Annotated in this window: 32 protein-coding genes and 1 tRNA gene; 7 read left to right on the top strand and 26 right to left on the bottom strand. The window is 61.6% G+C overall.

Annotated elements, in window-relative coordinates:
• Positions 1-160 precede the first annotated feature (160 nt).
• From BMY38_RS06925 to BMY38_RS06915, 3 genes are read left to right on the top strand one after another with little or no spacing between them, the layout of a single operon-like run.
• Positions 161-1,762: a phosphoenolpyruvate carboxykinase gene (locus tag BMY38_RS06925; protein WP_175495791.1), complete on the top strand. Its 1,602-nt coding sequence runs from the start codon at positions 161-163 to the stop codon at positions 1,760-1,762.
• Positions 1,747-2,307: a DUF3859 domain-containing protein gene (locus tag BMY38_RS06920; RefSeq protein ID WP_092760969.1), complete on the top strand. Its 561-nt coding sequence runs from the start codon at positions 1,747-1,749 to the stop codon at positions 2,305-2,307. Before BMY38_RS06925 ends, BMY38_RS06920 begins: the two co-directional genes overlap by 16 nt.
• A gap of 11 nt (positions 2,308-2,318) precedes the next feature.
• Positions 2,319-2,831 carry a DUF3859 domain-containing protein gene (locus tag BMY38_RS06915; protein ID WP_175495790.1) on the top strand — a complete coding sequence of 171 codons (513 nt, stop codon included), beginning with the start codon at positions 2,319-2,321 and terminating at the stop codon, positions 2,829-2,831.
• A gap of 28 nt (positions 2,832-2,859) precedes the next feature.
• Here the strand turns inward: BMY38_RS06915 and BMY38_RS06910 are convergent, their stop codons facing one another.
• Positions 2,860-3,621: a sulfite exporter TauE/SafE family protein gene (locus BMY38_RS06910; protein WP_092760966.1), complete on the bottom strand. Its 762-nt coding sequence runs from the start codon at positions 3,619-3,621 to the stop codon at positions 2,860-2,862.
• Positions 3,622-3,751: 130 nt separating this feature from the next.
• Here BMY38_RS06910 and BMY38_RS06905 point away from each other — a divergent pair, with 130 nt between their 5' ends.
• A complete protein-coding gene (locus BMY38_RS06905) occupies positions 3,752-5,437 on the top strand; it encodes an acyl-CoA dehydrogenase family protein (RefSeq protein WP_092760964.1) in 1,686 nt (561 codons plus the stop codon).
• 102 nt (positions 5,438-5,539) lie between these two features.
• Here BMY38_RS06905 and recO read toward each other — a convergent pair whose 3' ends face one another.
• From recO to folK, 11 genes are all read right to left on the bottom strand, one after another.
• Complete coding sequence (recO, locus tag BMY38_RS06900) at positions 5,540-6,262, bottom strand: DNA repair protein RecO (protein ID WP_092760962.1); 723 nt, start codon at positions 6,260-6,262, stop codon at positions 5,540-5,542.
• Positions 6,262-6,591, bottom strand: a complete 330-nt coding sequence (locus BMY38_RS06895; protein WP_092761303.1) for a DUF1491 family protein — start codon at positions 6,589-6,591, stop codon at positions 6,262-6,264. Before BMY38_RS06895 ends, recO begins: the two co-directional genes overlap by 1 nt.
• Complete coding sequence (era, locus tag BMY38_RS06890) at positions 6,588-7,508, bottom strand: GTPase Era (RefSeq protein WP_092760960.1); 921 nt, start codon at positions 7,506-7,508, stop codon at positions 6,588-6,590. Before era ends, BMY38_RS06895 begins: the two co-directional genes overlap by 4 nt.
• Positions 7,501-8,184, bottom strand: coding sequence for a ribonuclease III (rnc, locus tag BMY38_RS06885; RefSeq protein WP_092760959.1), 684 nt, complete (start codon positions 8,182-8,184; stop codon positions 7,501-7,503). Before rnc ends, era begins: the two co-directional genes overlap by 8 nt.
• Positions 8,181-8,966: a signal peptidase I gene (gene lepB / locus BMY38_RS06880; RefSeq protein WP_092760957.1), complete on the bottom strand. Its 786-nt coding sequence runs from the start codon at positions 8,964-8,966 to the stop codon at positions 8,181-8,183. Before lepB ends, rnc begins: the two co-directional genes overlap by 4 nt.
• Positions 8,967-9,080: 114 nt before the next feature.
• Positions 9,081-9,482 carry a holo-ACP synthase gene (acpS, locus tag BMY38_RS06875; RefSeq protein WP_092760955.1) on the bottom strand — a complete coding sequence of 134 codons (402 nt, stop codon included), beginning with the start codon at positions 9,480-9,482 and terminating at the stop codon, positions 9,081-9,083.
• A 43-nt stretch (positions 9,483-9,525) separates the two neighbouring features.
• Positions 9,526-10,278 (bottom strand): pyridoxine 5'-phosphate synthase, encoded by a 753-nt coding sequence (locus BMY38_RS06870; protein ID WP_092760953.1) that lies wholly within the window; start codon positions 10,276-10,278, stop codon positions 9,526-9,528.
• A complete protein-coding gene (locus BMY38_RS06865) occupies positions 10,271-10,936 on the bottom strand; it encodes a DUF2062 domain-containing protein (protein WP_342707743.1) in 666 nt (221 codons plus the stop codon). Before BMY38_RS06865 ends, BMY38_RS06870 begins: the two co-directional genes overlap by 8 nt.
• A gap of 9 nt (positions 10,937-10,945) precedes the next feature.
• Entirely contained in the window at positions 10,946-13,093 is a 2,148-nt protein-coding gene (locus BMY38_RS06860; RefSeq protein ID WP_092760949.1) for a RelA/SpoT family protein, read from the bottom strand.
• Between the two features lie 22 nt (positions 13,094-13,115).
• Positions 13,116-13,469, bottom strand: coding sequence for a DNA-directed RNA polymerase subunit omega (rpoZ, locus tag BMY38_RS06855; protein ID WP_092760947.1), 354 nt, complete (start codon positions 13,467-13,469; stop codon positions 13,116-13,118).
• Positions 13,470-13,508: 39 nt separating this feature from the next.
• Complete coding sequence (folK, locus tag BMY38_RS06850; RefSeq protein ID WP_092760945.1) at positions 13,509-14,108, bottom strand: 2-amino-4-hydroxy-6-hydroxymethyldihydropteridine diphosphokinase; 600 nt, start codon at positions 14,106-14,108, stop codon at positions 13,509-13,511.
• Between the two features lie 109 nt (positions 14,109-14,217).
• Here folK and BMY38_RS06845 point away from each other — a divergent pair, with 109 nt between their 5' ends.
• A complete protein-coding gene (locus BMY38_RS06845; protein WP_092760943.1) occupies positions 14,218-14,787 on the top strand; it encodes a LabA-like NYN domain-containing protein in 570 nt (189 codons plus the stop codon).
• Positions 14,788-14,828: 41 nt separating this feature from the next.
• On the opposite strand, the gene BMY38_RS06840 is transcribed toward BMY38_RS06845, so the two are convergent.
• The 11 genes from BMY38_RS06840 to def (BMY38_RS06780) all read right to left on the bottom strand — a co-directional run bounded on the left by BMY38_RS06840 (position 14,829) and on the right by def (BMY38_RS06780) (position 22,207).
• On the bottom strand, positions 14,829-15,452 hold the full coding sequence (locus BMY38_RS06840) for a trimeric intracellular cation channel family protein (RefSeq protein WP_092760941.1): 624 nt from the start codon (positions 15,450-15,452) through the stop codon (positions 14,829-14,831).
• 4 nt (positions 15,453-15,456) lie between these two features.
• Positions 15,457-15,912 (bottom strand): ribonuclease HI, encoded by a 456-nt coding sequence (rnhA, locus tag BMY38_RS06835; protein ID WP_092760939.1) that lies wholly within the window; start codon positions 15,910-15,912, stop codon positions 15,457-15,459.
• Positions 15,913-15,922: 10 nt separating this feature from the next.
• Complete coding sequence (locus BMY38_RS06830) at positions 15,923-16,378, bottom strand: DUF3429 domain-containing protein (RefSeq protein WP_092760937.1); 456 nt, start codon at positions 16,376-16,378, stop codon at positions 15,923-15,925.
• Between the two features lie 1,081 nt (positions 16,379-17,459).
• Positions 17,460-18,410, bottom strand: coding sequence for a 4-hydroxy-3-methylbut-2-enyl diphosphate reductase (ispH, locus tag BMY38_RS06815; protein WP_092760935.1), 951 nt, complete (start codon positions 18,408-18,410; stop codon positions 17,460-17,462).
• 225 nt (positions 18,411-18,635) lie between these two features.
• Positions 18,636-18,929, bottom strand: a complete 294-nt coding sequence (locus BMY38_RS18695; RefSeq protein ID WP_425431623.1) for a methyl-accepting chemotaxis protein — start codon at positions 18,927-18,929, stop codon at positions 18,636-18,638.
• A gap of 37 nt (positions 18,930-18,966) precedes the next feature.
• Complete coding sequence (locus BMY38_RS06805) at positions 18,967-19,206, bottom strand: hypothetical protein (RefSeq protein ID WP_092760931.1); 240 nt, start codon at positions 19,204-19,206, stop codon at positions 18,967-18,969.
• Positions 19,207-19,484: 278 nt separating this feature from the next.
• Positions 19,485-19,721 (bottom strand): hypothetical protein, encoded by a 237-nt coding sequence (locus BMY38_RS06800; protein ID WP_092760929.1) that lies wholly within the window; start codon positions 19,719-19,721, stop codon positions 19,485-19,487.
• Positions 19,722-19,809: 88 nt separating this feature from the next.
• Positions 19,810-20,736: a methionyl-tRNA formyltransferase gene (gene fmt, locus BMY38_RS06795; RefSeq protein ID WP_092760927.1), complete on the bottom strand. Its 927-nt coding sequence runs from the start codon at positions 20,734-20,736 to the stop codon at positions 19,810-19,812.
• Positions 20,727-21,218: a peptide deformylase gene (gene def / locus BMY38_RS06790; RefSeq protein WP_092760925.1), complete on the bottom strand. Its 492-nt coding sequence runs from the start codon at positions 21,216-21,218 to the stop codon at positions 20,727-20,729. The genes fmt and def (BMY38_RS06790) overlap by 10 nt, the downstream gene beginning before the upstream one ends.
• Positions 21,215-21,661: a peptide deformylase gene (locus BMY38_RS06785; RefSeq protein ID WP_092760923.1), complete on the bottom strand. Its 447-nt coding sequence runs from the start codon at positions 21,659-21,661 to the stop codon at positions 21,215-21,217. The genes def (BMY38_RS06790) and BMY38_RS06785 overlap by 4 nt, the downstream gene beginning before the upstream one ends.
• Before the next feature lie 27 nt (positions 21,662-21,688).
• Complete coding sequence (gene def / locus BMY38_RS06780; RefSeq protein ID WP_092760921.1) at positions 21,689-22,207, bottom strand: peptide deformylase; 519 nt, start codon at positions 22,205-22,207, stop codon at positions 21,689-21,691.
• 84 nt (positions 22,208-22,291) lie between these two features.
• Between def (BMY38_RS06780) and BMY38_RS06775 the strand changes: the two genes are divergently transcribed.
• Positions 22,292-23,497: a MalY/PatB family protein gene (locus BMY38_RS06775; RefSeq protein WP_092760919.1), complete on the top strand. Its 1,206-nt coding sequence runs from the start codon at positions 22,292-22,294 to the stop codon at positions 23,495-23,497.
• Between the two features lie 18 nt (positions 23,498-23,515).
• On the opposite strand, the gene BMY38_RS06770 is transcribed toward BMY38_RS06775, so the two are convergent.
• Together BMY38_RS06770 and BMY38_RS06765 are read right to left on the bottom strand one after the other, a co-directional pair.
• Positions 23,516-23,592: transfer RNA gene (locus tag BMY38_RS06770), tRNA-His, on the bottom strand.
• A 52-nt stretch (positions 23,593-23,644) separates the two neighbouring features.
• Positions 23,645-24,148, bottom strand: a complete 504-nt coding sequence (locus tag BMY38_RS06765; RefSeq protein WP_092760917.1) for a GNAT family N-acetyltransferase — start codon at positions 24,146-24,148, stop codon at positions 23,645-23,647.
• A 46-nt stretch (positions 24,149-24,194) separates the two neighbouring features.
• Here BMY38_RS06765 and BMY38_RS06760 point away from each other — a divergent pair, with 46 nt between their 5' ends.
• Complete coding sequence (locus BMY38_RS06760; protein WP_092760915.1) at positions 24,195-24,380, top strand: DUF6324 family protein; 186 nt, start codon at positions 24,195-24,197, stop codon at positions 24,378-24,380.
• Between the two features lie 4 nt (positions 24,381-24,384).
• Here the strand turns inward: BMY38_RS06760 and BMY38_RS06755 are convergent, their stop codons facing one another.
• Positions 24,385-24,825 carry an MmcB family DNA repair protein gene (locus BMY38_RS06755; protein WP_092760913.1) on the bottom strand — a complete coding sequence of 147 codons (441 nt, stop codon included), beginning with the start codon at positions 24,823-24,825 and terminating at the stop codon, positions 24,385-24,387.
• Positions 24,826-25,111 lie beyond the last annotated feature (286 nt).

The following is a 25,111-nucleotide window of genomic DNA, read 5'->3' as shown; positions in this document are numbered from 1 at the left end:
TTCCTATCGGACACATGATTGCGCTAGCGGGAGGCCCTGCTTGCGCTAACACCCCCTGCCCCATAACCGGCCGCGATGATACGTAGAACACATGGGGAGGCCGGGGCGACTGTCGATGCCGACAGATCGTTCGACCCGACGTGCCCCCGCCAACAGGAGCATGACGATGACCCACCGCGTGAACCCCGAGCAGACGCTCGAAGTCCAAGGCATCACAGGGTTGGGTCACGTCTATTACAATTTGCTGGAGCCTGCGATCATCCAGCAGGCTATTGTCCGCAAGGAGGGCACGCTGGGTCACGGCGGGTCATTTCTGGTGACCACCGGCAAGTTCACCGGACGGTCGCCCAAGGACAAGCATGTCGTCCGCAGCCCTGCCACCGAAGGCACGGTCTGGTGGGACAACAATGCGCCGATGACGCCCGCGGCCTATGCAACACTCAAGTCCGACATGCTCGCCCATATGAAGGGCCGCGACTATTTCGTGCAGGATCTGTTTGGCGGCGCCGATCCGGCCCATCGCCTCGACGTACGGGTGGTAACTGAACTTGCGTGGCATTCACTGTTCATCCGCCATATGCTGCGCCGCCCCGACGCGCAGCAACTCGCGAAATTCGTTCCTGAATACACCATTATCAACTGCCCGTCCTTCAAGGCCGATCCGGCGCGCCATGGGTGCCGCAGCGATGTAGTCATCGCGATGAACCTGGACGCGAAGGAAATCCTGATCGCCGGCACCGAATACGCGGGCGAGAACAAGAAATCCGTGTTCACGCTGCTCAATTACATCCTGCCCGAGAAAGGCGTGATGCCGATGCACTGCTCGGCCAACCATGCGCTTGGCAAACCCACGGAGTCGGCCATTTTCTTCGGCCTGTCGGGCACCGGCAAGACAACGCTGTCCGCGGCACCCGACCGCATCCTGATCGGTGACGACGAACATGGCTGGTCGGATCGCGGCATCTTCAACTTCGAAGGCGGCTGCTATGCCAAGACGATCAACCTGTCGCCCGATGCGGAGCCGGAAATCTTCGCCACCACCTCGAAATTCGGCACCGTGATCGAGAACATGGTGTTCGACCCCGACACTCTGGATCTGGACTTCGACGACGACAGCATCACCGCGAACATGCGTGCGGCCTATCCGCTGGATTACATTTCCAACGCATCGCCATCGGCGCTTGGCGGCAACCCCGGAAATGTCATCATGCTGACCTGCGATGCCTTCGGTGTCCTGCCCCCGATCGCCCGCCTGACACCGGCCCAGGCAATGTATCACTTCCTGTCCGGCTTCACGTCCAAGGTCGCGGGAACCGAGCGTGGCGTGACCGAACCCGAACCGACATTCTCCACATGCTTCGGCGCGCCCTTCATGCCGCGCAGGCCCGAAGTCTACGGCAACCTGCTGCGTGACAAGATCGCGAAGCACGGATCCGATTGCTGGCTGGTCAACACCGGCTGGACCGGCGGCGCTCATGGCACCGGATCGCGTATGCCGATCAAGGCGACCCGCGCGCTGCTGACCGCCGCGCTGTCGGGGTCATTGTCGCGGGGAGAGTTCCGCAGCGATCCGAACTTTGGCTTCGACGTGCCGGTGCATTGCGAAGGCGTGGCAGACCTGTTGCTGGACCCTCGCCGCACATGGGCGGACAAGGACGCTTACGACGCACAGGCGCAAAAGCTGGTGGACATGTTTGCCGCCAACTTCGAGAATTACGTCGATCACATCGACGAGGACGTAAAGGCGTGCGCCATCGGCTGACCTTTTTTACCCGGCGGGGGCCATTCCGGCCCCTGTCCGGCCTGATGGCATCGGCCCTGCTGATCCTGATCAATGCGGCGCCGCTTGCCGCGCAGATTCGCTTGGTGGAAGTCGGCATCGCCTGTCCCGACTTTCGGGAAGGCGTGATCATCGAAGCACCCGGTACAACCTCCGGTTTCGTGCGTCGGATTCAGGGCATCAATTTCGATCTTCCGGGCCGCAGCCTGCCTGCCGCGCCCGGTTTCGGGTTCGGATTTCGCACCGAGGTCGAGGGCGATACCCCGGTCAAGGCGCGGATGATCACCCGCCACCCGCCCATGGGCCCCGATGGCATTACCGAACAGGCCTATTCGATCACTTTGCCCGCCGGTGGTCAGACGTATGGTCGCATCTACCGCTTCGACTACGGCTATGAACTGCTGGTCGGCACATGGACCCTCGCGGTAGAGGTGGAAGGGAAAACCGTCGTATCGGTCGATTTCACCGTGACCGATGGGCCATATGCCCGCGTGGATGCCGCCTGCGGCATACGCCTGCAAAGCTGAAAGACCTTCATATGATCCGTTCCCTTGCCACTGTCCTGCTGCTAACGATCGTCACTCCGGCCACTGCACAGGTCCGCCTGGTCGACGCCGGCATCATCTGCCCGCGCGAGTCAACCGGCGAACTTGTCGAGGCGCCAGGCACGGAAGCGGGCTATATCCGCCTGATTCAGCAAGGGCAGACCTTCGACCTGCCGGATCGCATCGTGCCCGCGATGGATAACCTCAGCTTCGGGTTTCGCACCGCCCTGAAACCCGGCATGCCCATGCAGGATGTCACCGTTGTCGTCACCCACCCCCCGATGGGCGACCGCGGCGTCGAGCGCGAGGAATGGTCCGACGTGATCGAACCGGGAAGCGAGAGTCTGAACCTTTTCACCTTCGAGATGGACTACGAAAAAGTGCCCGGCGCCTGGGAATTTTCAATCGAGGTCGACGGCACCCCGGTCGTCCGTGTGCCCTTCACGGTAACCGAAAGCGAAGGTCGTGGCCGCGTCGAACAGGCCTGCTTCCAGTTCCTGTCCTGAGCCGCGCTGCCGGGAATCCGGCCATTTTCTAGAAACCACTCAACCCCTTGCGGATCAGGTTCACCCCCGCGACGACCAGCACGATCAGCGTCACGCGCTTGAACAACGCCTGATCCATCCGGTCCTGAGCCTTGAATCCGATCGCCATACCGATCAGCGCCGCAGGCAACATTGCTGCTGAAAACCACACCGTTTCGCCGTTCAGAATGCCGGACCGCAGATGTGCCAGCACCAGAACCACCGATCCCGCCCCATAAATTACGCCCTGCACCACCATTTGCCGCGCCTTCGGCGTATCGATGGCCAGCAAATACAGCACCGTCGTCGGTCCCCATGTTCCGGTCAGTCCGCCAAGCAGCCCGGAAATCAGTCCGATTCCCCATTCCGCCGTGACGCGACGCTCAGGCGCGATCGAAAGGCGCACACCGACCAGCTGGATCAGCGACAACGCCACGACGGGGACACCCAGTATAAAGTAAAATACCTGACCGGGGATACGGGTAACAATCTGCGCCGCTGCGAAAATCGCCACCATCACGATCAGCAGATACCGCCAGTGCAGCACCGCCGCATCGCGCGCAGGCTCCCACCCCTGACGTGTGACCTGCCACACATTGGTGGCAAGCACTGATATCAGTATCCCGGCAAGCGCCAGTTTCGGATCGAGGAAACTTGAAAGCCCCGAAATCATGATCAGCGGCAGGGCAAAGCCGATCGATCCCTTAACTATTCCCGCGAACAGCGCGATGACGAGCGCAAGAGTCCAGGCGAAGGGAGAAAGGTATTCCATCTCGCTTCCCTACGACGGGCAATACCAACAGACCAGCCCGCCCATGAGACACTTTATGCACTTGCGGAGGTATTTTCATGCAATTAAGTTTCGCTGCAACTGCACAATAACCAAAGCCCAGGAGGGTCCGATGCCCCACGATGGACAGACGATGCCACTCGACATGCCGACGATTCTGCCGGACCTTCTGACGCTCACCGCGACGGCAACCGAGGCGCTCGATGTGCTTGTCGTCGCTGCCAGGGAGGCGGCAGCGGCCCATGTCACCCGTGACAGCCGCATTGCCCCAGATCTTATGGAGGCCTGCCAGACCGCCACCCACGGCTTCGCCTGGCTTGCGACCTATGCGCAGGCCCTGCGTCAGATGCAGAATTGGGCAGACCGTCTGAATGCCACCGGCAGCTTTGGCGAGATGGAGATGTTGATCCACCAGATCGCGTTCGGCGAATACCTTTTGCAGGTCCGTGGCGGTATCCCGATGTCGCAGGGCGAAATCGTCCGCATGGATGACATCGGCCTGACTCAGGACCAACAGCGCAGTCTGATGATCCCAGCCGTGATGACATTGTGCAGTCAGGGCAACACCCAGGCCGCCCGAACCCGCCTCGTCGCTCTGATGCGTGATGGCACCGCCAACGCCACCTTCGGTGCCACCGGGCAGGACGAAGAACTCGACATGATCCGCGACCAGTTTCGCCGCTGGTCCACCGACAAGGTCGCGCCCCACGCCCACGGCTGGCATTTGCGCGACGAACTGATCCCGATGGAGGTCATCGACGAGATGGCCGAAATGGGCGTCTTCGGCCTGACCATCCCCGAAGAATTTGGCGGCCTCGGCCTGCCCAAGGCGGCGATGTGTGTCGTGTCCGAGGAACTGTCGCGCGGCTATATCGGCGTCGGCTCGCTGGGCACACGCTCGGAAATCGCGGCTGAATTGATCCTCTGTGGCGGCACCGACGACCAGAAAGCCAAGTGGCTGCCCAAACTCGCCTCGGGCGAAACGCTTCCCACTGCTGTCTTTACCGAGCCGAATACCGGCTCCGACCTCGGCTCTCTCAAGACGCGTGCCGTCAGGACAGGCGACGACTGGACCGTGACTGGCAACAAGACCTGGATCACCCACGCAGCTCGCACACATATGATGACCCTCTTGGCGCGGACCGACCCCGAGTCCACCGACTACAAGGGCCTGTCGATGTTCCTTGCCGAAAAAACGCCCGGCACGGACGAAGCACCCTTCCCGACCCACGGCATGAGCGGCGGCGAGATCGAGGTGCTGGGCTACCGTGGCATGAAGGAATATGAACTGGCGTTCGACGGCTTTCACGTCGCGGGCGATAACCTTCTGGGCGGCGTCACCGGCGCGGGCTTCAAGCAGTTGATGCAGACGTTCGAGAGCGCTCGCATCCAGACCGCCGCACGCGCCATCGGCGTCGCACAGGCCTCATTGGACGAAGCGCTTGCCTATGCCGAAACCCGCACCCAGTTCGGCAAGGCCCTGATCGAATTCCCCCGCGTCGCCAACAAACTGGCGATGATGGCCGTCGACATCATGGTCACGCGACAGCTCACCTATTTCTCCGCCGGGGAAAAAGACAACGACCGCCGCTGCGACATCGAAGCGGGCATGGCCAAACTGCTGGGCGCACGCACCGCGTGGGCCGCCGCCGACAACGGGTTGCAGATCCACGGTGGCAACGGCTTCGCTCTGGAATACCCGATCAGCCGCCTGCTCTGCGACGCCCGCATCCTGAACATCTTCGAAGGCGCGGCGGAAATTCAGGCTCAGGTGATCGCCCGCCGCTTGCTCGGGTAAAACCTGAGTTATCCCCTCCTCCCCTGACGCTTACGCAGGGGAAAGACGCGACGTTCTGCGCCCTCGACGTCCGACGCAGATCACCCGTGGATCACCCGTTCCTCATACCTCGGATTTCAGCGCCGCCAGCAATCGCTGACGTGCTGGCGGCACAGGCCGATTGCCCAGTGACGGCGCCAGCCTGTTCTCCAAAAAGAACCCGGTAACCTCCAAAGCCGCGACAGCACCTTCAATCGACGGCGCTCCACCGAGAAGTATATCCGGCAATTTCAACAACTTGGATGCCCACTCCCCGGCCCCCGACCGACTGACCGCTCGACCCGTACGCGGACTGACATAGGCCAGATCGTTCGCCCCACCGGATACCGCGCAAGCCGACAGATCCAACCGAAAGCCCGTGACCTCAAGAAGCGCCATTTCCCAATAAACGTAATCGGTTATCCAGCCCTTCCCGTCCACGATCGCATCGCAAAGGTCTTCTGTCCGCGTCTGGAAATCCTCCATCGCCTCTCGCTCCGGCAGAGCGAACGACGCCATTGAACAGGCCGACGTCAACGCAGCCAACCGCAAAGGATCGCTCAATATTCCAGCCGCCCGTGACCGCTTCAGCTCCACCGTCCAGCCGCCCATATGGCTCTCCAGCCGGGCCCGCCAGACTGCATCGAGTTGATTGCCCGGTTGCAGCATCGGGGATTTCTTGCGCGACACACCCCCATGCACGACGCCCAGATGGCGCCCGTGCGCGCGCGTAAACATCTCGAGAATAACAGAAGTTTCGCCATGAGGTCGCGCCGCGAGAACAATGCCTTCGTCCCGCCATTCCATCAGCCCATACCGTCCTGATCCAGCATATGCCGCCCCTGCCGGTCTTCAACCTCCAGCACCCAAAGGTCCGGATCAAAGCTGTTTTGCCGCGCAATTGCCTGATCGCAATACGTTTCTTCGCCCTCGGCCAGCACGATCCACGACCGGTCCCCGGTCATCAGGTCGAAACTGCGCTGAAAGACACGGGCATTTCCGTCCAGTGTATTGAGCTTGACCAGTACTGCGCCTGCCGTATCGTCGCCATGACGCACCACGAAGCAGGATATGTCGTGCATCTCCAGCCGCTTGCGATAGGCGGACACCCAGAAGGATGCCGTCAGTCGCATCAGGCGTTGCCGTCCTTGAAATCCAGGCCCATTGCGTCGAACCTTTCCGCGTCGTCCATCCAGCCGGGCCGCACCTTGACCTGAAGGAACAGGTGGACGCGCTGGCCCAAAAACGCTTCCATATCGGCGCGCGCCGCCTGTCCTACTGCCTTCGTCGTCTCGCCCTTGCGGCCCAGCACGATGCCCTTGTGACCATCCCGGACGACATAGATCAACTGGTCGATCCGCACCGATCCGTCGGGACGATCCTCCCACTTCTCGGTTTCCACAGTCAGTTGATACGGCAACTCCTGATGCAGCCGCAGCGTCAGTTTCTCGCGCGTTATTTCCGCCGCAATGGTCCTGAGCGGCAGGTCCGCGATCTGATCCTCGGGATAGAGCCACGGTCCCACTGGCACCCGCGCCGCCAGATCGGCGCGCAGATCCTCGACCCCGTGACCGCGTTCCGCTGAAATCAGGAACGTGCCGTCAAAGGCGTAGCGCGCGTTCATCTTCTCGGTCAGCGCCAAGAGCGTATCGGCCTTAACCCGGTCGATCTTGTTTATGGCCAGCAAGACCGGCTGCCCCGCACCGCGCTTGTCCTCCAGTGCAGTCAAAATCGCCTCAACACCTTCGATCAGCCCGCGTGTCGCCTCGATCAACAGAACGACCACATCCGCGTCCGCCGCCCCCGTCCAGGCCGCTGCGACCATGGCGCGATCCAGGCGGCGCTTGGGGTGGAACAATCCGGGCGTATCGACAAAGATCAGCTGGCTTGCCCCCGCCATCGCCACACCGCGTACACGGGCGCGCGTGGTCTGGACCTTGTGCGTGACGATGGACACCTTGGCCCCCACCATCCGGTTGAGAAGTGTGGATTTCCCGGCATTCGGCTCGCCAATAAGGGCAACGAAACCAGCCCGAGTTGATTGGTCAGTCATGACTTACCTCTGTCAGCAGAGCCTTGGCCGCCGCCTGTTCCGCTGCTCGTTTGGACGGGGCTTCTCCGTCTGCCGACGGGCCGTCCCCAAGGCTGGCAGTGATGCGGAAAACAGGCGCATGATCCGGGCCGGACCGTTCCGTGACAGTATAGACCGGTGGCTTCATGCCGCGCGCCTGCGCCCACTCCTGCAATGTCGTCTTGGCGTCGCGGGCGTCGTATTCCACATTCTCGACCTGATCGGACCAGAGGCGCAGGATCATCGCGCGGGCGGCGTCCAGTCCGGCATCCAGATAGACCGCCGCGATCAGGGCTTCCATCGCGTCGCCCAACAATGCCAGCTTGCGACGCCCGCCTGTCACCTGCTCCGATTTGCCAAGCTTGAGGACATCGCCCAACCCGACTGACCGGGCCACTTCGGCGCAGGCCTCCTTGCGAACCAGTGCATTGAAGCGCGGGGCGAGCTGACCTTCTTCGGCGGTGCGGTCGCCGTTCATCAACGCCTCGGCGATAACGAGGCCCAGAACGCGGTCGCCCAGAAATTCAAGCCGTTGATTGTCGGGACGGGTATCGGATGCGATAGACGAATGAGTCATCGCACGCAGCAGCAACTCGGGCTGCCCGAAGCGATGACCGATACGGTCCTGGAAAGCGTCGAGATCGCGGGAAAGCTTCAAACGATCTCCTCGAAGAAACGGTCCAGCCGCCATGTCCAGAAATACAGCATCCGACTGCCGGCAGAGGAGAAGACGACCCGGTCGGCCCGCCCGATCAGGTTTTCATATGGCACGAACCCCACGCCGCCGATCGACCGGGGCACCCGGCTGTCGCGCGAGTTGTCGCGGTTGTCGCCCATGAAGAAATACTGGCCCTCGGGAACCGTGAAGACCGGGGTATTGTCAGTGCTGGACATACCGATGTTCAGGATCGAATGACCGCGGTCGTTGCCCGGCAGATATTCGGTAAACCGCTCTTTAATGCACTCACCACCCAGGCCGATGGGATCGTTGGAACAACGCGGCGTCAGGCGCTGCGGCCCCTGCGGGGCCTTCGTCTCCACGAGATCGGGTGCCGGTTCGACCCGCACCGCTTCGCCATTAAGGTAAAGCCTGCCGTCGCGCATCTGCACCGTATCCCCCGGCAGACCGATCAGCCGTTTGATGAAGTCGGTGCCATTGACCGGATGGCGAAAGACGATCACATCCCCACGTTCAGGTTGCGATCCTAAGATACGGCCGGACACCGGACAGAGTGAAAACGGGCAGGAATAGCGGGAATAACCGTAGGCCATTTTGTTGACGAACAGGAAATCGCCGATCAGCAGCGTGTCTTTCATCGAGCCGGACGGAATCCAGAACGGCTGAAAGAACAGTGTACGGAAGATGCCTGCGATCACCAGGGCCCAGAACACGGTCTTGACCGTCTCGAAGAGACCCTCCTTCTTCTCCGCCTTCGCCATGATCACCTTCCAGAATTACGTTTCGGTTCCCTGCCCCCTGCCCTCTTTGCTGTCAACAGCGCACCCGCCCGAGGGCGAAGTGTCGCGGCAATTCAGATGGTCAAGCGATGCGCATCAGGCGAAGGGGCGCGCTTCGATCACGACGTAAGCCTGAGCCCAAGGGTGGTCGTCTGTCAGGCTGACGTGGATGATCGCCTCGTATCCATCCGGGCACATAACATCCAGACGCTCCGCCGCCCAGCCGGTCACACTCATCACGGGCTGGCCGGTGTGCAGGTTGCTGACGGCCATGTCTTTCCATGAAATCCCCATACGCAGCCCGGTGCCGAGGGCCTTGGAACAGGCCTCCTTGGCGGCCCAGCGTTTGGCATAGGTCGCTGCCTCGTCCACGCGGCTGGCTGCCTTGCTCTGTTCGCGGGGGGTAAACACGCGGTTGCGGAACCTGTCGCCAAAGCGGTCGAGAACACCCTGCACCCTGTCGATGTTCGCAAGATCGGTGCCGATGCCAAGGATCATCTGTAAAACTTGATCGGCAAAGCGGACCGGATTTGCCCTTGCGTCAACACTGCACCATGCCCCGCGCCTGATCCATCAGCCGCCGCATCTCGGCCATGGCGTCGGGCAGGCCGCGAAACACGGCCTCGCCAATCAGGAAATGGCCGATGTTCAACTCTACCGCCTGCGGAATCGCGGCCAATGCCGTGACACTGTCATAGGTAATTCCATGGCCCAGATGCACCTCCAGCCCCAGATCGTCGGCCTGGCGCGCGGCGGAAATCAGTCGCCCAAGCTCCGCTTCGGCTTCTTCGATCCGTCCTTCGGCGACAGCATAGCAATACTTGCCGGTGTGCAGTTCCACGACAGCCGCCCCTACGCGGGCCGAGGCGTCGATCTGCCGGGGGTCGGCCGCTATGAACAGCGAGACGCGCGCACCCATATTGACCAGCGGCGCGACATAAGTCTTCAGACGGTTGGCATCGCCCGCCACCTCCAGCCCGCCCTCGGTGGTTCGTTCCTCGCGTCGCTCGGGCACCAGACAGACGGCGTGGGGCCTTGTGGCCAAGGCGATACGGCACATTTCCTCGGTCGCCGCCATTTCAAAATTCAGCGGAATGTCGATGGCCTCGGCAATTGCCGCCATGTCGGCATCGCGGATGTGGCGACGATCTTCACGCAAATGTGCCGTAATCCCGTCGGCTCCGGCGGCCTGAGCCATCAGGGCCGCGCGCACCGGATCGGGATTGTCGCCACCGCGCGCATTCCGGATGGTGGCCACATGATCGATATTGATGCCCAGCCTCAGCTTATCCATTCGCCTCGCCCTTTGCCTTCTTCTCGGCAGCTCGCGCCGCCGCCTTACGCCGTATCTCGTCCAGCTTTTTCTTGATCCGGCCGCGTCTGCGCTTCTGATAGGCTTCGATCAGCGGCAGGCTGATCGTATAGGCGGCGATCCCGGTGAAAATACCCGGCACCAGACCGCCGACCAGCCACGGCAGAAATACGTCGTTCCAGAATACAGCCGTCGCAGTCCAGTCGACAGAATTGCCGACCAGCGCGTTCCAGCTGTTCCAGAAAAGATCTTCACCCGCGCCGAAGAACTTGCCGAAGATATTTTCATCGACGGCACCGCGCACTTCGGTCCCCAGCATGAAATGCCCGAGGTTGAGCGACACGACTGCAATCGGCACATAGGTCAGCGGATTGCCGAAAAATGTCCCTAGCAGTGCAGCCATGACGTTGCCGCGCACTGCGATGGCAAGGCTCGCCGCGACGAAGAAGTGCAACCCGTAAAACGGCGTGAACGTCGTGAAAACGCCGACCATGATGCCACGGCTGATCTTGCGCGGTGTGTCGGGCAAACGCCGCAACCGGTGCTTGACGTAGATCGCGGCACGACCCCATCCGCCCCGCGGCCAGACCGCCTGCCAGATGCTTTGCCAAAGGGGCAATCGGTCGCGGCGTTTGAACAAGATCGGTCCTCAGGCGGGTATGGACGGGGGCGGCCCCGGGTGTGTCAGGCGTTCGCGATGACGGCGGACCTGCGCCACATCGTTGTCAGTATCGATCGCCATGACAAGGCTGTGCAGGTGCTCGCGGTCACGCACGTCGACATCAATCAGCAGCCGGAAGAAGTCCGGCTTGCGATCTACGAAGCGCAAATCCGAGATATTAGCGTTCTGTTCCGCAATCAGAAGGCAAATCCGGCCCAGCACCCCTGGCGCGTTGCTTATCGTCATGTCCAGAGTGACCGCATTGCGCGGGGCGTGATGCCCCGGCGACCAGCCCAGATCGACCCAGCGGTCTGTCTGATCCTCGAATTCGGCCATGCGCGGGCAGTCGATGGCGTGGATCGTGACGCCGTGCCCCTTGTTGGTGATGCCCACGATCCGCTCTCCCGGTACCGGCTGGCAACAGGTCGCGCGGTCGTAATGCGCCTTTGGGTCGAGGCCGATAATAGCGCGTTCGGGCGAAACATCCGGCGCGGGGGGGGCTTGCGATATCTCGGGGTAAAGTGTCGCGACTACGGTTCTCGCGCTGACCTCTGACGCGCCGATGGCGGCCAGCAGATCTTCATCGTCATCGAACCCGAGCGCCTTGGCCGCGGTCTCAAGCGCCTTGTCGGTCGAGCGCTTGCCGACCTGCGCAAAGGAGGCACGCGCCAGTTCCCGCCCCAGCCGCACATGCCCCCCCCGTCGCTCGGCCTTGAGCGCGCGGCGGATCGCGGATTTCGCGCGTCCGGTGGTTGCGATGTCGATCCAGGTGGCCTGCGGTGACTGCGCTTCGGCTGTAACGATTTCGACCGACTGTCCGTTGCGCAAACGGGTCCAGAGCGGCACCCGCATTCCGTCGACCCGCGCCGCCACGGTGCGATGACCGATGCGGGTGTGGATCGCATAGGCGAAGTCGATGGGCGTAGCCCCCTTGGGCAGCTTGATGACATCACCCTTGGGTGTGAAGCAGAACACCTGATCGGTATACATTTCCAGCTTCACGGCTTCCATGAATTCGGCGTGGTCGCTGGCTTCCTCAAAGCGCTCGGTCATCGTCTTCAGCCACTCCGCCGGATCGACGGCGAACGGATTCTCGGCCCGCACACCGTCGCGATACGACCAGTGCGCCGCCACGCCGCGTTCGGCGACCTCGTGCATTTCCCGAGTGCGGATCTGCACTTCGACCCGCTTGCCGTCGCGCCCCGACACCGTCGTATGGATCGAGCGATAGCCGTTGGACTTGGGCTGACTGATATAGTCCTTGAAACGGCCCGGCACGGACCGCCAGCGTTGGTGGATGACACCGAGCGCACGATAACAATCAGCTTCTGACCCGACGATGATGCGGAACCCATAGATGTCGGAGAGACGGGAGAACCCGATCTCCTTTTCCTCCATCTTGCGCCAGATGCTGAACGGGCGCTTCGCGCGTCCCATGACGGTTGCGGTGATCTCGGCGCGGGCCAGTTCGGTTTCGATATCGTCGGTGATGCGACGTATGACGTTGCCCGCTTCGCGCTGCAGGGTCACGAAACGGCGCAGGATGGAATTACGTGCCTCGGGGTTGATGACCGCGAAACACAGATCCTCCAACTCCTCTCGCATCCATTGCATGCCCATGCGCCCGGCCAGCGGCGCATAGATTTCCATCGTCTCATGCGCCTTCTTGGCCTGCTTGTGATGCGCCATGTGACGGATGGTGCGCATGTTGTGCAGCCGGTCCGTCAGCTTGACCAGGATAACCCGCAGGTCCTTGGACATCGCCATGAACAGCTTGCGGAAATTCTCGGCCTGCTTGGTCTCGGAAGAGCTGAGTTCAAGGTTCGTCAGCTTGGTAACGCCGTCGACCATCTCGGCGATTTCGAGGCCGAAGCGAGTCTCGACCTCGGCATATGTGGACCGTGTGTCCTCGATCGTATCGTGCAGAAGCGCGGTAATAATTGTCGCGTCGTCCAGCCGCTGTTCCGTCAGCAAGCTGGCCACTTCGACAGGATGGGTGAAATACGGCTCGCCGGATCGACGCACCTGACCTGCATGCATGTCCCGCCCATAGGCATAGGCTTCGCGGATCAGATCGGCGTTCGTTCGTGGATTATAGGCGCGCACCAGCGCGATCAGGTCTTCGACCTCGATCATCTCGCGCAGGCCTCCGCTTGTGTCAGGGCTGGCCTTGCGCCTCCATCAGCGCGCGCAGCAGTTTTTCCTCGGACATATCGTCCTGGGCAGGCATGTCCTTTTCGACACCCATCAGCAGGGCCATCGAGTCCTCTTCCGGCTCGTCAACCTCGATCTGCGTCTGGTTCGATTCGATCAGACGCTCACGCAGGTCATCGGCCCGCTGCGTTTCCTCCGCGATCTCGCGCAGGGCGACAACGGGGTTCTTATCGTTGTCCCGGTCCACGGTCACCGGGCTGCCGGTGGCGATTTCGCGCGCCCGATGGGCGGCCAACATCACCAGTTCAAACCGGTTGGGAACCTTGTCGACGCAATCTTCGACTGTCACGCGGGCCATGGGCGCACCTCTGTCAGGGGGGTCGGAAAGGCGTATCTATTACCGACGTTTTATATTGACAACCCCGTGCACGGGTCCAATCGCGGTGATTTGTCCACGCTCTGCCCCCGACAGGGCCATCAGCATTGCCCGCGCCGTCCGTCCGGTCAGCGGATGCCGCCAGTCCGGAGCCACGTCGCACAGCGGGATCAACACGAAAGCCCGGTCCTGAAGGCGCGGGTGTGGCAGGATCAATTGGTCCGGCGCGATGCTGGCCTGAACGGCTGGGGGCAACGTCATCCAATGTCGCACGGTCGGCACATCCGGGCGCACCGTGCCGTGCCAGTCAAGAAGATCGAGGTCCAGCGTCCGCGCGACCCAACGACGCTCGCGCACCCGCCCATGGCGCGCCTCGATGCCATGCAACCGGTCCAACAGGATATTCGGCGCCATCGTGCAGTGCAGCAAGGCAACGGCATTTGCGAAATCCGGACCCGCCCCCGGTGGCCATGCAGGCGTTCGATAAATCCGCGAAATCGCGCCTATTCGGCCGGGCAATTGTCGGGCCGCCTTGGCAAGACCCCGCGCGTTTGCGGCGAAACTGACGCCGGAATTGGCACCGAGCGCGATTAGACATAATGTCACCGGATGACCAAACATTGTTGCTGCATCTGGCAACAACTATATGTAGGAAATTACAGAGAGAAGCTGTACCTGACGATTTCACTCATCGCTGATCGGGTCCAGACGTTCTCTATGAGGATCTGAAATGTTTTACCGGGACGAGCGATTGGCGCTCTTCATCGATGGCTCGAATTTGTATGCGGCAGCGAAGGCGCTTTCATTCGATATAGACTACAAGCTGCTACGCCAGGAATTTGTTCGACGTGGCAAGCTGTTACGCGCCTGTTATTATACGGCCCTGCTTGAGAACGACGAATACTCGCCGATCCGCCCGTTGGTCGACTGGCTGCAATACAACGGCTTCAATATGATCACGAAGCCCGCCAAGGAATTCACTGACAGTCAGGGTCGGCGCAAGATCAAGGGCAACATGGACATCGAACTGGCCGTCGATGCGCTGGAGGCCGCGGACCACGTCGATCACATTGTTTTGTTCTCGGGGGATGGCGATTTCCGACCTCTGGTCGAAGCGCTGCAGCGCAAGGGCGTCCGTGTGTCGGTCTGCTCTACCATGCGAAGCCAGCCTCCGATGATTGCAGATGATCTTCGCCGTCAGGCCGACAATTTCATCGAATTGGAAGATCTGCGAGACGTCATTGGACGCCCACCGCGGGAAACCCGCGAAGCCGAGCCGGCTGCTGTCGCCGCCAGGTAGGTCGTTGCAAAGTCATACGCTAGGACGTTTTCAGCTTGGTATCATGCTCTAGGCGGACGCGGGCGGAACGATGGCAAACTCCACCCATAACGGATCGCTCCGGCCCTCAGCAGGAATGTCACCGCGATGCAGGCCGCCAGCGGCAGCAGCCCCGCGCCGCCGCCCTCCCGCGTCACTACGGCTGCACCGCCCCCCGCCAGGGCCGCAGTGACATAGAGTTCACCCTGTTTCAGAACCAGCGGCACTTCGTTGCAGACCACGTCCCGCAACAGCCCGCCCATGCATCCCGTCACGACACCCATGACAACCTGCGCCCAGATCGGCTGACCCAGTCCGTAGGCCACGCCGACTCCGGCTGCCACTGCAATTGACAGGGCTACTGCATCCAGCCAGATGATCCACGCCATCCGTGACGCCAGCAGATGATGCGTGAAAAATACCAGAATTGCCGCACTGCCCGCGACAGCCAGCGGCGTCGGGTTTCCGACCCAGAACACCGGGTCGCGCCCCAGAAGCACATCGCGGACCGTGCCGCCGCCCACTGCCGTCAGGCAAGCGATGAAGATAAAACCCACCGGGTCCAGTTGCGACCGCGCGGCGACCAGTGCGCCTGTTATCGCGAACACCAGCACGGATGCCAGGTCAAGCGCGGTCGTCACTGTCATGCCGTCACCGTTTGTCCTTGAACGGTGCCATACCGGCCCGTGCCAATTCGTCCGCCTTTTCGTTCTCGGGATGGCCGGCGTGGCCCTTGACCCACTTCCAGATCACCTTGTGACGCGCCTGTGCGGTGTCCAGACGCTTCCACAGGTCCTCGTTCTTGACCGGCTTGCGGGTCGATGTCTTCCAGCCGTTCTTCTTCCAACCATGCATCCAGACTGTGATTCCGCCCTTCACATAGGCCGAGTCGGTAACAAGAGTCAGCGTCGATGGCCGCTCCAACGCTTCCAGCGCATGGATCGCGGCCAGCAATTCCATTCGGTTGTTGGTGGTGTCGGCCGCGCCGCCCTTCAACTCCCGCTCGCGCAACACCGCCCCGTCTTCGGACGCAACGAGAAGCGCGCCCCAGCCGCCGGGCCCCGGATTTCCACTACAGGCACCATCGGTATAAGCCGTCAAATCCATCGAACCTCTCTCAGAACGCGATCGGTAAAAGGCTGGCAACAACGCCTGCCGTCAGGATCAGCCTTAATTTCATCCACCATGCCGGGGCCAATCCCTGTTGCCAGAACAGCCAGTCCAGGCCCAGCAGGCCGATGTATCCCGCGACCAATGCAATGGCCGCGCTGGTCGGCCCGCCCCCGGTCATGAAAAACGCCCAGAGCGCGGGCAGCGTGGACAAGGCATATCCTGTCGCCGCGACCCGCCCTTCGGCCTGTGTGGCAAATCCCCATAGCACGCCGGACATGAACGACAGGATGACCGAGCCATAGAACAGACCGACATATGGCCCGATGAAGCGCGGACCCAGCCATTCCATCGTTAACGCTGCCGCCGGGTCGGAGATGATGGTCACCTGTCCCCAGATGAATGGCAAAAGACCGGCTAAACCGAGCAGAAGGGCGGATGTCGGGATGCGAGCGTCGAACATGCGCTGCAGATGCCACGTGCGAGCGCGGCGGGGAACCGGAAACTTGTGCGCGCTAGGCCGCATATCAGGGCGGATCGGCGCAGCTCAGATTTTCCACGCGCTCTGGGCATGCCGCTGATAATGCGCGTTGCATTCAATCCGGTCAGTCAGGTGCGCTCCTATGCCAATCGTCCCGCCATGCCCGTCAAGACCGCCGAAGCTGCGATTCAGCCAAGCCATCGCGCGATCGCTTACAGCAATCGGACACGCAATGCCCCGGCGAACAGGCCGTAGATGGCAAAGACTGTAAACGTCATCGCCATGAAACCGCCTCCGAACGTTGCCATCTCGACTGTGGCTTGGCTGGCATCGCCGGACAGGAAAGGCGGCAAAATGCCAGAAAGAAGATCGACAACCTGGGATTCAGAACATTGATCAGAACCCCACGCCACGCCACGCGCAGCAACGGATCGGATCTGCGGTCCGCTGGGCGCACGTCCAGCGCGCCTAAACCCAAAGCCGCGGTGGCAAGCGCCAGAACAATACCCAGAGTGCATCCTGCCGCCGCCAATCTGGAGAGGCACCCGCTGCCCGGTCTTGGTGCCAGTATGCAGACGACGCCGGTTTCTGGGGCGATGACGATGATCAGGGCTGTAAAAGCAACTGCACGGTAACCATTTGGCCACCCTGACCCATTTACGCGTGCCGGACACGCGCCAGCAAGGGCATGGACAGCTGTGGGTAACGGCCACAAACATGGCGATGCGCGAACGACAAAGCGTTTTTGCTCCCGCACCGATTGTCGAGATAAGATTTGGTATCACTTCGTTAACGAATATTAACGAGGTCGGATTTTTACCACGAACCCACTGCGCTGGTCCGCCCCCAACTCGCGGTCGCTCTTCTGCTGCTGCTGTCGTTCCAGCGGGGGCGCAATCCTGTCACAGCAGCTATCGGAGTCTGCGTTCCGGCAGACTTCAGCCATGTCGATTGCGCGGGCGGCTCTGGAGTCGGACCATATCAGGTGCGTGGTCCGTTTCGCGTCGGGGGGTGGGACGAATACAAGCTGGATCGCGACGGCGTTGCCTGCAAGCGCCGATCCTCAGGCCCGTTCGCGCAGAATGCGCGGGACCTTGAACTCCACATGCTCCTCGGCGGTTACGACCGATTCGACCGTCACATCATAGCGAGCCCGAAACGCGTCGACGACTTCGTCGATCAGAACTTCTGGCGCACTCGCGCCAGCCGTGATCCCTATCGAACGGATGCCGTCCAGCGCGCGCCAGTCGATATCCGTCGCCCGCTGCACCAGTTGGGCATAGGCACATCCTGCTTTTGCCCCAACTTCGACCAACCTGCGAGAGTTCGACGAATTCGGCGCTCCGACCACCAGAATCGCGTCGCAATCGGGAGCCATGGCCTTGACCGCCTCTTGGCGGTTGGTGGTGGCGTAGCAGATATCTTCCTTGTGCGGTCCGACGATTGCCGGGAAACGCGCCTTGAGCGCGGCGACCACGGCGGCGGTATCATCGACTGACAAAGTTGTCTGCGTGATGAATGCCAGCTTCTCGGGATCATGCGGCTCTAACGTCGTCACGTCATCGGCCGTCTCAACCAGCAGGACCGCGCCCTCGGGCAACTGCCCCATCGTACCGACGGTTTCCGGGTGACCGGCGTGGCCAATCATAATCATCTGCAAACCCGCCTCATGATGGCGGGCGGCTTCTATATGAACCTTGCTGACCAAAGGACAGGTGGCGTCGACGAACACCATCTGACGCGCAGCCGCCGCCGCGGGCACTGCCTTGGGTACGCCATGCGCACTGAAGATCACGGGGCGGTCGGGCGGGCATTCATCCAGGTCCTCGACGAAAACGGCGCCCTTGTCCCGCAGGCTGTCGACAACGTAGCGGTTATGAACAATTTCATGGCGCACAAAAACCGGCGCACCCCATTTTTCCAGTGCGATCTCCACGATCTTGATGGCACGATCCACGCCCGCGCAAAAGCCGCGCGGTGCGGCCAGAAAAAGGGTCAGCGGGGGTTTGTTCATCACGGCCATCCTCTCGTGGCATGAGTTAGGCGGCCCCCTGTCCCGCGTCCACCCCCAACCATTGCCAGATGGAGTCCAAGCGTTCCTTTGCAGGTCGAAATGGACCGGTCCAGGCGGGGAAGACGTTCTTGTGAACCGGATTTGAAAACATCGGTCCGGATACCCGTCAATGTTTACGTCAAACGTGTCGTATCCCGCGGCGGGTCAACAGTTTTAAAGGAAGGTCTACATCCTGAAACGAAATATCATGCCTGCGCGGGTGACCAGCGCCGTACCGGTTCCGATCTGGGCCGAACTTTCGGAAATCAACGTACCGATATCCTGTGCCGCCTGAGACGCCCGCCCGGCGAAAGCGCGCCCCTCCGATGCGACGACGGCGAAGCCGCGGCCGGCCTCTCCTGCGCGCGCCGCCTCGCTCGCTCTCCGCCTCGGCGCGGGCCCGGCTTTCTTCGGCACGGGCGGCCTTCGTCTCGGCGTTGCGGGCCTTGAGCGCCTCGTGTTCCCGTTGCGCCTCGGCATTGCGCCGAAAGACCTGCATTGCGATGGCCATCTCGCCCTATTCATCCCGACGTGCGGTGAAGGGAATCACGATATCCGTTCGCCCATCGGACAATCGCGACATGACTTCGGTCATCCTTGCTACAGCGTTTCCGATGGACCGGCCCAGAAGACCGGAGATCACAAGAAGTGACAGTACGCCGACAGGTCCGAACAAGATGAGAAACTTGCCGACGCGATAACTCAGTGTCACCAGCGATGCCCAGACGACCGACACAAAAACCGCCAGCAGGATCATCTTCCCTTGATTGACGTCAAATGCATTTTCATCCCTCGCAGTGGGTCCCGTACGGGTCCTGTCACAAGGGGCATGGGCGAATAGTCCTAATAGCCGATGAATCGCCAGCAACCTGTCAGTCGAGTGCGAAATGCATCTGCTATCGTCCTGACGCAGGAGTTTGACCTCATGCCCACGACAGGCGACTTCATGCCCGTTGATCGATACGGCACCGAGGGAATGTCGCGCGCGCCTGCCAGATCCAACGGTATGTTATGTATTCAACACCTGTCGTCCGGCTAGCGCCGCCAATGCGTCGGAACGATGACGAGCGCTCCGACCGACGCCATGATCGCGTTCAGTCCCTGCGCCCTGAAACCGAAGCCGAACATGATGCTGACGAAATAGAACAGAAAGGCCCCGCCGATGCAGATGATGATGCTTTGCAGATAGCCATTGTGGGTGAACGCCATCCGCTCGGATGCATAGCCGACGATGCCCGCGATCACGACCGTTCCGAACAGGGTAAGAAACATGGAAGGGAGCACCTATGCAGAGAATGCCCCCTTAGTGGCCGAATTGTCGGGTCAGCACAAACCGACGATGAAGCTGCGGGAAACCCTGTCAGTCCATCAGGGTGTCACCGGGCTTGAGTCGTGCGCCATTGCGGAATGCGGTGCCGGAGACCGGCCCCCTGCCCGCAGGCTGAACCTGCAATAACTCAACCGCCCCCTGCCCGGCGGCAACGATCAGGCCCGGCATATCGAGAAGCGTTCCCGGTTCGACATCTACCTCATCAAGCTCATCGGCCACCCGACCGCGCAACAACTTTAGTCTTGTGCCGCCATGCTCGACCCAGGCACCTGGAACGGGCGACAGACCATTTATATGCCGCACAAGTGTTTGGGCGTCCCAGGCCGGATCGGCGCGCGCCTCGGCCTTGTCGATCTTGGCGGCATAGGTCACGCCCTCCCTGGGTTGCGCCACGGGCGACAGGCGGTCCACCTGCGCAACAACCTGCACTGCCAGCCGCGCGCCCATCGCCGACAGACGGTCGTGCAGGTCGCCCGTGGTGTCGGTCGGGGCGATATCCGTGCCCTCGCGCAGCAGGACTGGCCCGGTATCCAGCCCTGCCTCCATCTGCATGATGCAGACACCTGTCCGGTCGTCGCCCGCCATAACCGCGCGGTGGATCGGAGCTGCCCCGCGCCATCGCGGCAACAGGGATGCATGGACATTGATGCAACCCTTTGCCGGGGCGTCGAGGACGTTTTGCGGCAGGATCAAACCGTATGCCACGACCACGGCGATATCGGCCTGAAAGGCTGCGAACTCCGCCTGCGCGGCTTCGTCTTTAAGCGATTTCGGCGTGCGGACTTCGAAGCCCAGCGCCTCGGCCCGCCTCTGCACTGGCGATGGACGGTCTTTCTTGCCCCGACCTGCCGGACGCGGCGGTTGCGAATAGACTGCGGCGATCTCATGTTCCGCCTCCACCAGTGCGTCCAGTACCGGCACCGAAAAATCGGGCGTGCCCATGAAGATTACGCGCATTTCGACGCCTTTCGCAGAAGCATGTCCCGCTTGAGTTTCGACAGACGGTGAAAATACAGCTTGCCGTCCAGATGATCGATCTGATGCTGCACAGACGTTGCGCGCAGCAGAACAAAATCCTGCTCCCGCGCCGTCCCAGTCTCGTCCAGATAGGCAACCGTCACGGCGCGCGGACGCTTCACCTTGGCCGATACCCCAGGAAGGTTAGGCGATGCTTCGTCGTGTTCGCGCAGGTCCCCGCTGGCATGAAGGATGCGCGGGTTGGCCAGACGCGTGACGCCAAACCCGTCATCCGCGTCCACCACCGCAAGGCGCTGCGGAATGCCAAGCTGCGGCGCGGCAAGTCCGACGCCCGGCATCGCACGCATGGCGGCGATCATCTCGTTCCAGATCGCGCGGGTTTCGTCCGTTACCGCATCCACCGGCCGCGCAGGCTTTGTCAAACGCGCGTCAGGCCAGCGCAGGAACGGGCGATGCGTCATTCGGGCGCTTCCGGCAGGTCAGTGATCAGAATTCCATCCAGATGATCCATCTCGTGACAGATACAGGCGGCGGCCATGCCCGTGAACACTTCGGACCGGCGGCCTTTCACCCCATCGAACGCAAGCGTGACACTCGCCGGTCGGGCAATGCGGCGCGGCATGTCCGGGATCGACAGGCAGCCTTCGGTATTCACCTGCGCGCCCTCCCGCGCTGTGATCTCCGGGTTCACGAAAACGCGCGGATCGGGCAGACCTTCTTTCCACGACGCGTCCATCACGAAAATCCGTTCCGTAACCCCCACCTGCGGACCGGCCAACCCGCGTCCCGGCGCGGCATACATCGTGTCCAGCATGTCGCGGGCAAGATCGGTCCGGTCGCCGACGACCGGGGTGCACCGCACATTGAGAACCGGGTCGGGAGACAGGAGGATCGGCAGAATCAATCTACCGCTCCGGGCCGCGCGCAGATCTTATCCACGCGCGAGTTCGCGCTTCAGCTTCACCATCCGCCGCGTGATCAACTGACGTTTCATCGGGCCAAGGTAGTCGATGAACAGCTTGCCGTCCAAGTGATCGATCTCGTGCTGCACACAGGTTGCCCAAAGACCTTCCATATCCTCCGACCGTTCCGCCCCGGTCTCGTCGATCCAGCGCACGGTGACTTCGGCGGGGCGGGTGACTTCGCCATATTGCTCGGGAATCGACAGGCAGCCTTCCTCGTAAACCGATGTCCGATCCGAGGCGGCAATGATTTCGGGGTTGAACATGATCAGCGGGCGAGGTGCTACGCCCTCGTCCTTGACGCAATCCACGACGATCAGACGCTCCGCCACCCCCACCTGCGGTGCAGCCAGACCGATGCCGGGCGCGTCGTACATCGTCTCCAGCAGGTCGGCAGCGAGAGCGCGCCGTTCGTCCGACAGATCGGACACGGCGGCGGCGACCTGCTTCAGACGAGGGTCGGGGTGGATCAAAATCGGACGTTTCATCGGCTGCCCAGATAGTCGTGCAACCCGCGCCTTGCAACCGCGACCGCGTGGTCTAGGGTCCGATCAAGCCAAGGAGAGATTTCCATGAACGCCGACCCCCGACTTACCCAGATCGATGACCGTTTCGACCAGGTCATCGACAGGCGCGGCACGCATTGTTCCAAGTGGGATATGATGGAGGACATCTATGGCGTGCCAGGTGATGACGGCCTTGCAATGTGGGTCGCCGATATGGATTTCCGTCCGCCCCAAGTCGTCATCGATGCAGTGCAGCGGCAGGTCGATCATGGTATTTTCGGCTATTTCGGCGACGACGGACCGTATCGTGACGCAATCTGCTGGTGGATGAAGACGCGGCACGGGTGGAAGGTCGATCCGTCCGCCATCTTTTCGACCCATGGCCTGGTCAACGGCGCGGCGCTCTGCGTCGACACATGGACCGATCCGGGTGATGGCGTGGTTCTTTTCACACCTGTCTATCATGCGTTCGCAAGGGTGATCAAAGCCAACGACCGCCGGGTCGTGGAATGCGAACTGCCGTTCGACGGCACGCAATATACCTGCGATTTCGATGCCTGGGACAAGGTGGTCGAAGGTACGGGTGCCAAGCTGATGATCCTGTGCTCACCACACAATCCGAATGGACGGGTCTGGTCGCGCGAGGAGTTGGAAGGATATGCCGCCTTCGCGCGCCGCCACGACCTGATCCTGATCGCGGACGAGATTCACCACGACGTGGTCTATCCCGGCAATACGCATATTCCCATGGCGCATATCGACGGCATCTCGGACCGCCTCGTGATGATGACCGCTACCACGAAGACCTTCAATATCGCCGGATCGCATGTCGGTAACGTGATCGTCCACGACGAAAAGCTGCGGGCGCAGTTTGCCAGAAAAATGGGCGCATTCGGAATATCACCCAATTCCTTCGGGCTGTTCATGGCCACCGCCGCCTACTCAACCGAGGGGGCTGAATGGCTGGATGCGCTGATCGATTACCTGGACGGGAACCGCAAACTGTTTGACGCAGGGATCAATGCGATTCCGGGCCTGAAATCCGTGCCGTTACAGTCGACCTTTCTGTCCTGGGTGGATTTTTCAGGCACCGGCATGTCGCGGGAAGAGTTCACTCACCGCACCGAACAGGGTGCACATATCGCCGCGAACCATGGGCCGACCTTTGGAAAGGGCGGCGAGAGTTTCCTGCGGTTCAACATCGCCACACCGCGCGCGAACATCGAAAAGGCAGTCGCGCGCATGCAAAAGGCGTTCGGGGATCTGCAATAGAGATCGCCGCTTTGGGAGTGGTACCACCGCCCCGGCTCGAACGGGGGACCTCCTGATCCACAATCAGGCGCTCTAACCTACTGAGCTACGGCGGCACTGCGGGCGATTTAGCGAAGCTGACGCCGGGGTGCAAGGGTCGTGGAGCGGTCAGAGGGTCAGCGCCCAATTCTGTTCCTTCGTGGGTTGACCGAAGGCTTCGACCGGCTTTTCGTCGAGCAATTCAAAGCCGTTGCGTGCATAGAGCCTGCCGGCCGCCCGGTGGCTTTCATGAGTCCAGAGGACCAGCTTTGTCGCGCCGCCCAACCGCGCGCAGTCCACCACTGCGTCCAGCAACCTCTGCGCCAGGCCACTGCCTCGCATCGCCGGTTCTACCAGAAACATCCGCAGCTTGGCCGTCGCATCGTCCGGCCAGACACAGAAGACGCAGCCCTGCCGAGTGCCCTGTCCGTCGACTGCAATCCATGCACGATCTTTCGGGCCGCGCTCTTTGATGAAATTCGCCAGTATACCGGCAACCAGCCCCTCGAACCGGATGTCATAGCCTTCATCGACCCAATATAGTTCGCCATGGCGCTGCACGACCCAGCCCGCATCGCCGGGATGCAGATCACGCAGTTGAATGAAGTCGGTCGAGAGGATGTCCGTAGCCATGGCGGCAGCCTTGCGCGGATGCAACGGTCTGTCTAGAGATCGGCTCATGGGTATCAACGATCAATCCGACGCCGAGGCCAATCTGCAGATTGCACCGACCGATCAGGGAATGGTGCGCCTGTTCATCGAATCCGGCAGTGTGGAAATTCCGATGGATTTCGATCCCGAGGACGCGCTCGAGATCGCCGAAGAAATTCGCGCCGCCGCCGCCATCGCGGCCAGCAAACGCTGATTTTTCATATCAGCCCCATTGGGTCACGCAGCGCCTGCATCCGCAGCGCCGCGCAACGTGCGAACCGGAACGTAAGGGCGCGGCGGCGGGCCGAAGCCAGGGGCGTCGCGTCGGGCATGCGGACGACTTCGGCCCCGAAGGAATCGGCGATGATCAGGCCTGTGTCCTGCGGCAGGAGGTCGACCGGAAACTCGGGATCCACGGCCCAGAAATACCGATCCGACCATTCCAGATAGCCCGACCATTTCGCATCGGCCGTAAAATCGGCGCGGCTGGATTTACATTCGACAATCCAGAATTCGCCCTTCGGTCCCAGGGCCATGACGTCCAGCCGCTTGCCGCGTTCGGGCGAAAACTCCTCCAGACAGGTGAAATCGAGATCGCGCAGATGTCGGCATACACCGCGGGCCAGCAACTGACCGGGTTGGAGGATCTCGGGCGTCATCAGGGGACATGTGAATGAAAGGTGAACAAAAGTCCAGCTAAGCCATCGCGGGGCATTGCCCTTGCCCGCACACCAGCGCAAGCCTATCTGATAGATACGGTGCTTCTGTGCTTCCCGTCATCCGGACATAATTCCAGTGGCCTTAAGCAATTCCGAGGGAGCTGGCTCTGTCGCGGTCCTGGCTGCGTTACCCGGCGCCCACCTGTATATACAGGTCCTCGGGAATACATGTTCGACGGTTGCCATGGTTCACCACAGGGTCGATCCCGAAAGGGGTCGGCCCGAC

The organism is Jannaschia helgolandensis, from assembly GCF_900109285.1.
In the GTDB taxonomy this organism is placed as follows: domain Bacteria; phylum Pseudomonadota; class Alphaproteobacteria; order Rhodobacterales; family Rhodobacteraceae; genus Jannaschia; species Jannaschia helgolandensis.
The sequence above is the reverse complement of the archived record's forward strand: the minus strand, read 5'-3'. Positions and strand labels throughout refer to the sequence as shown.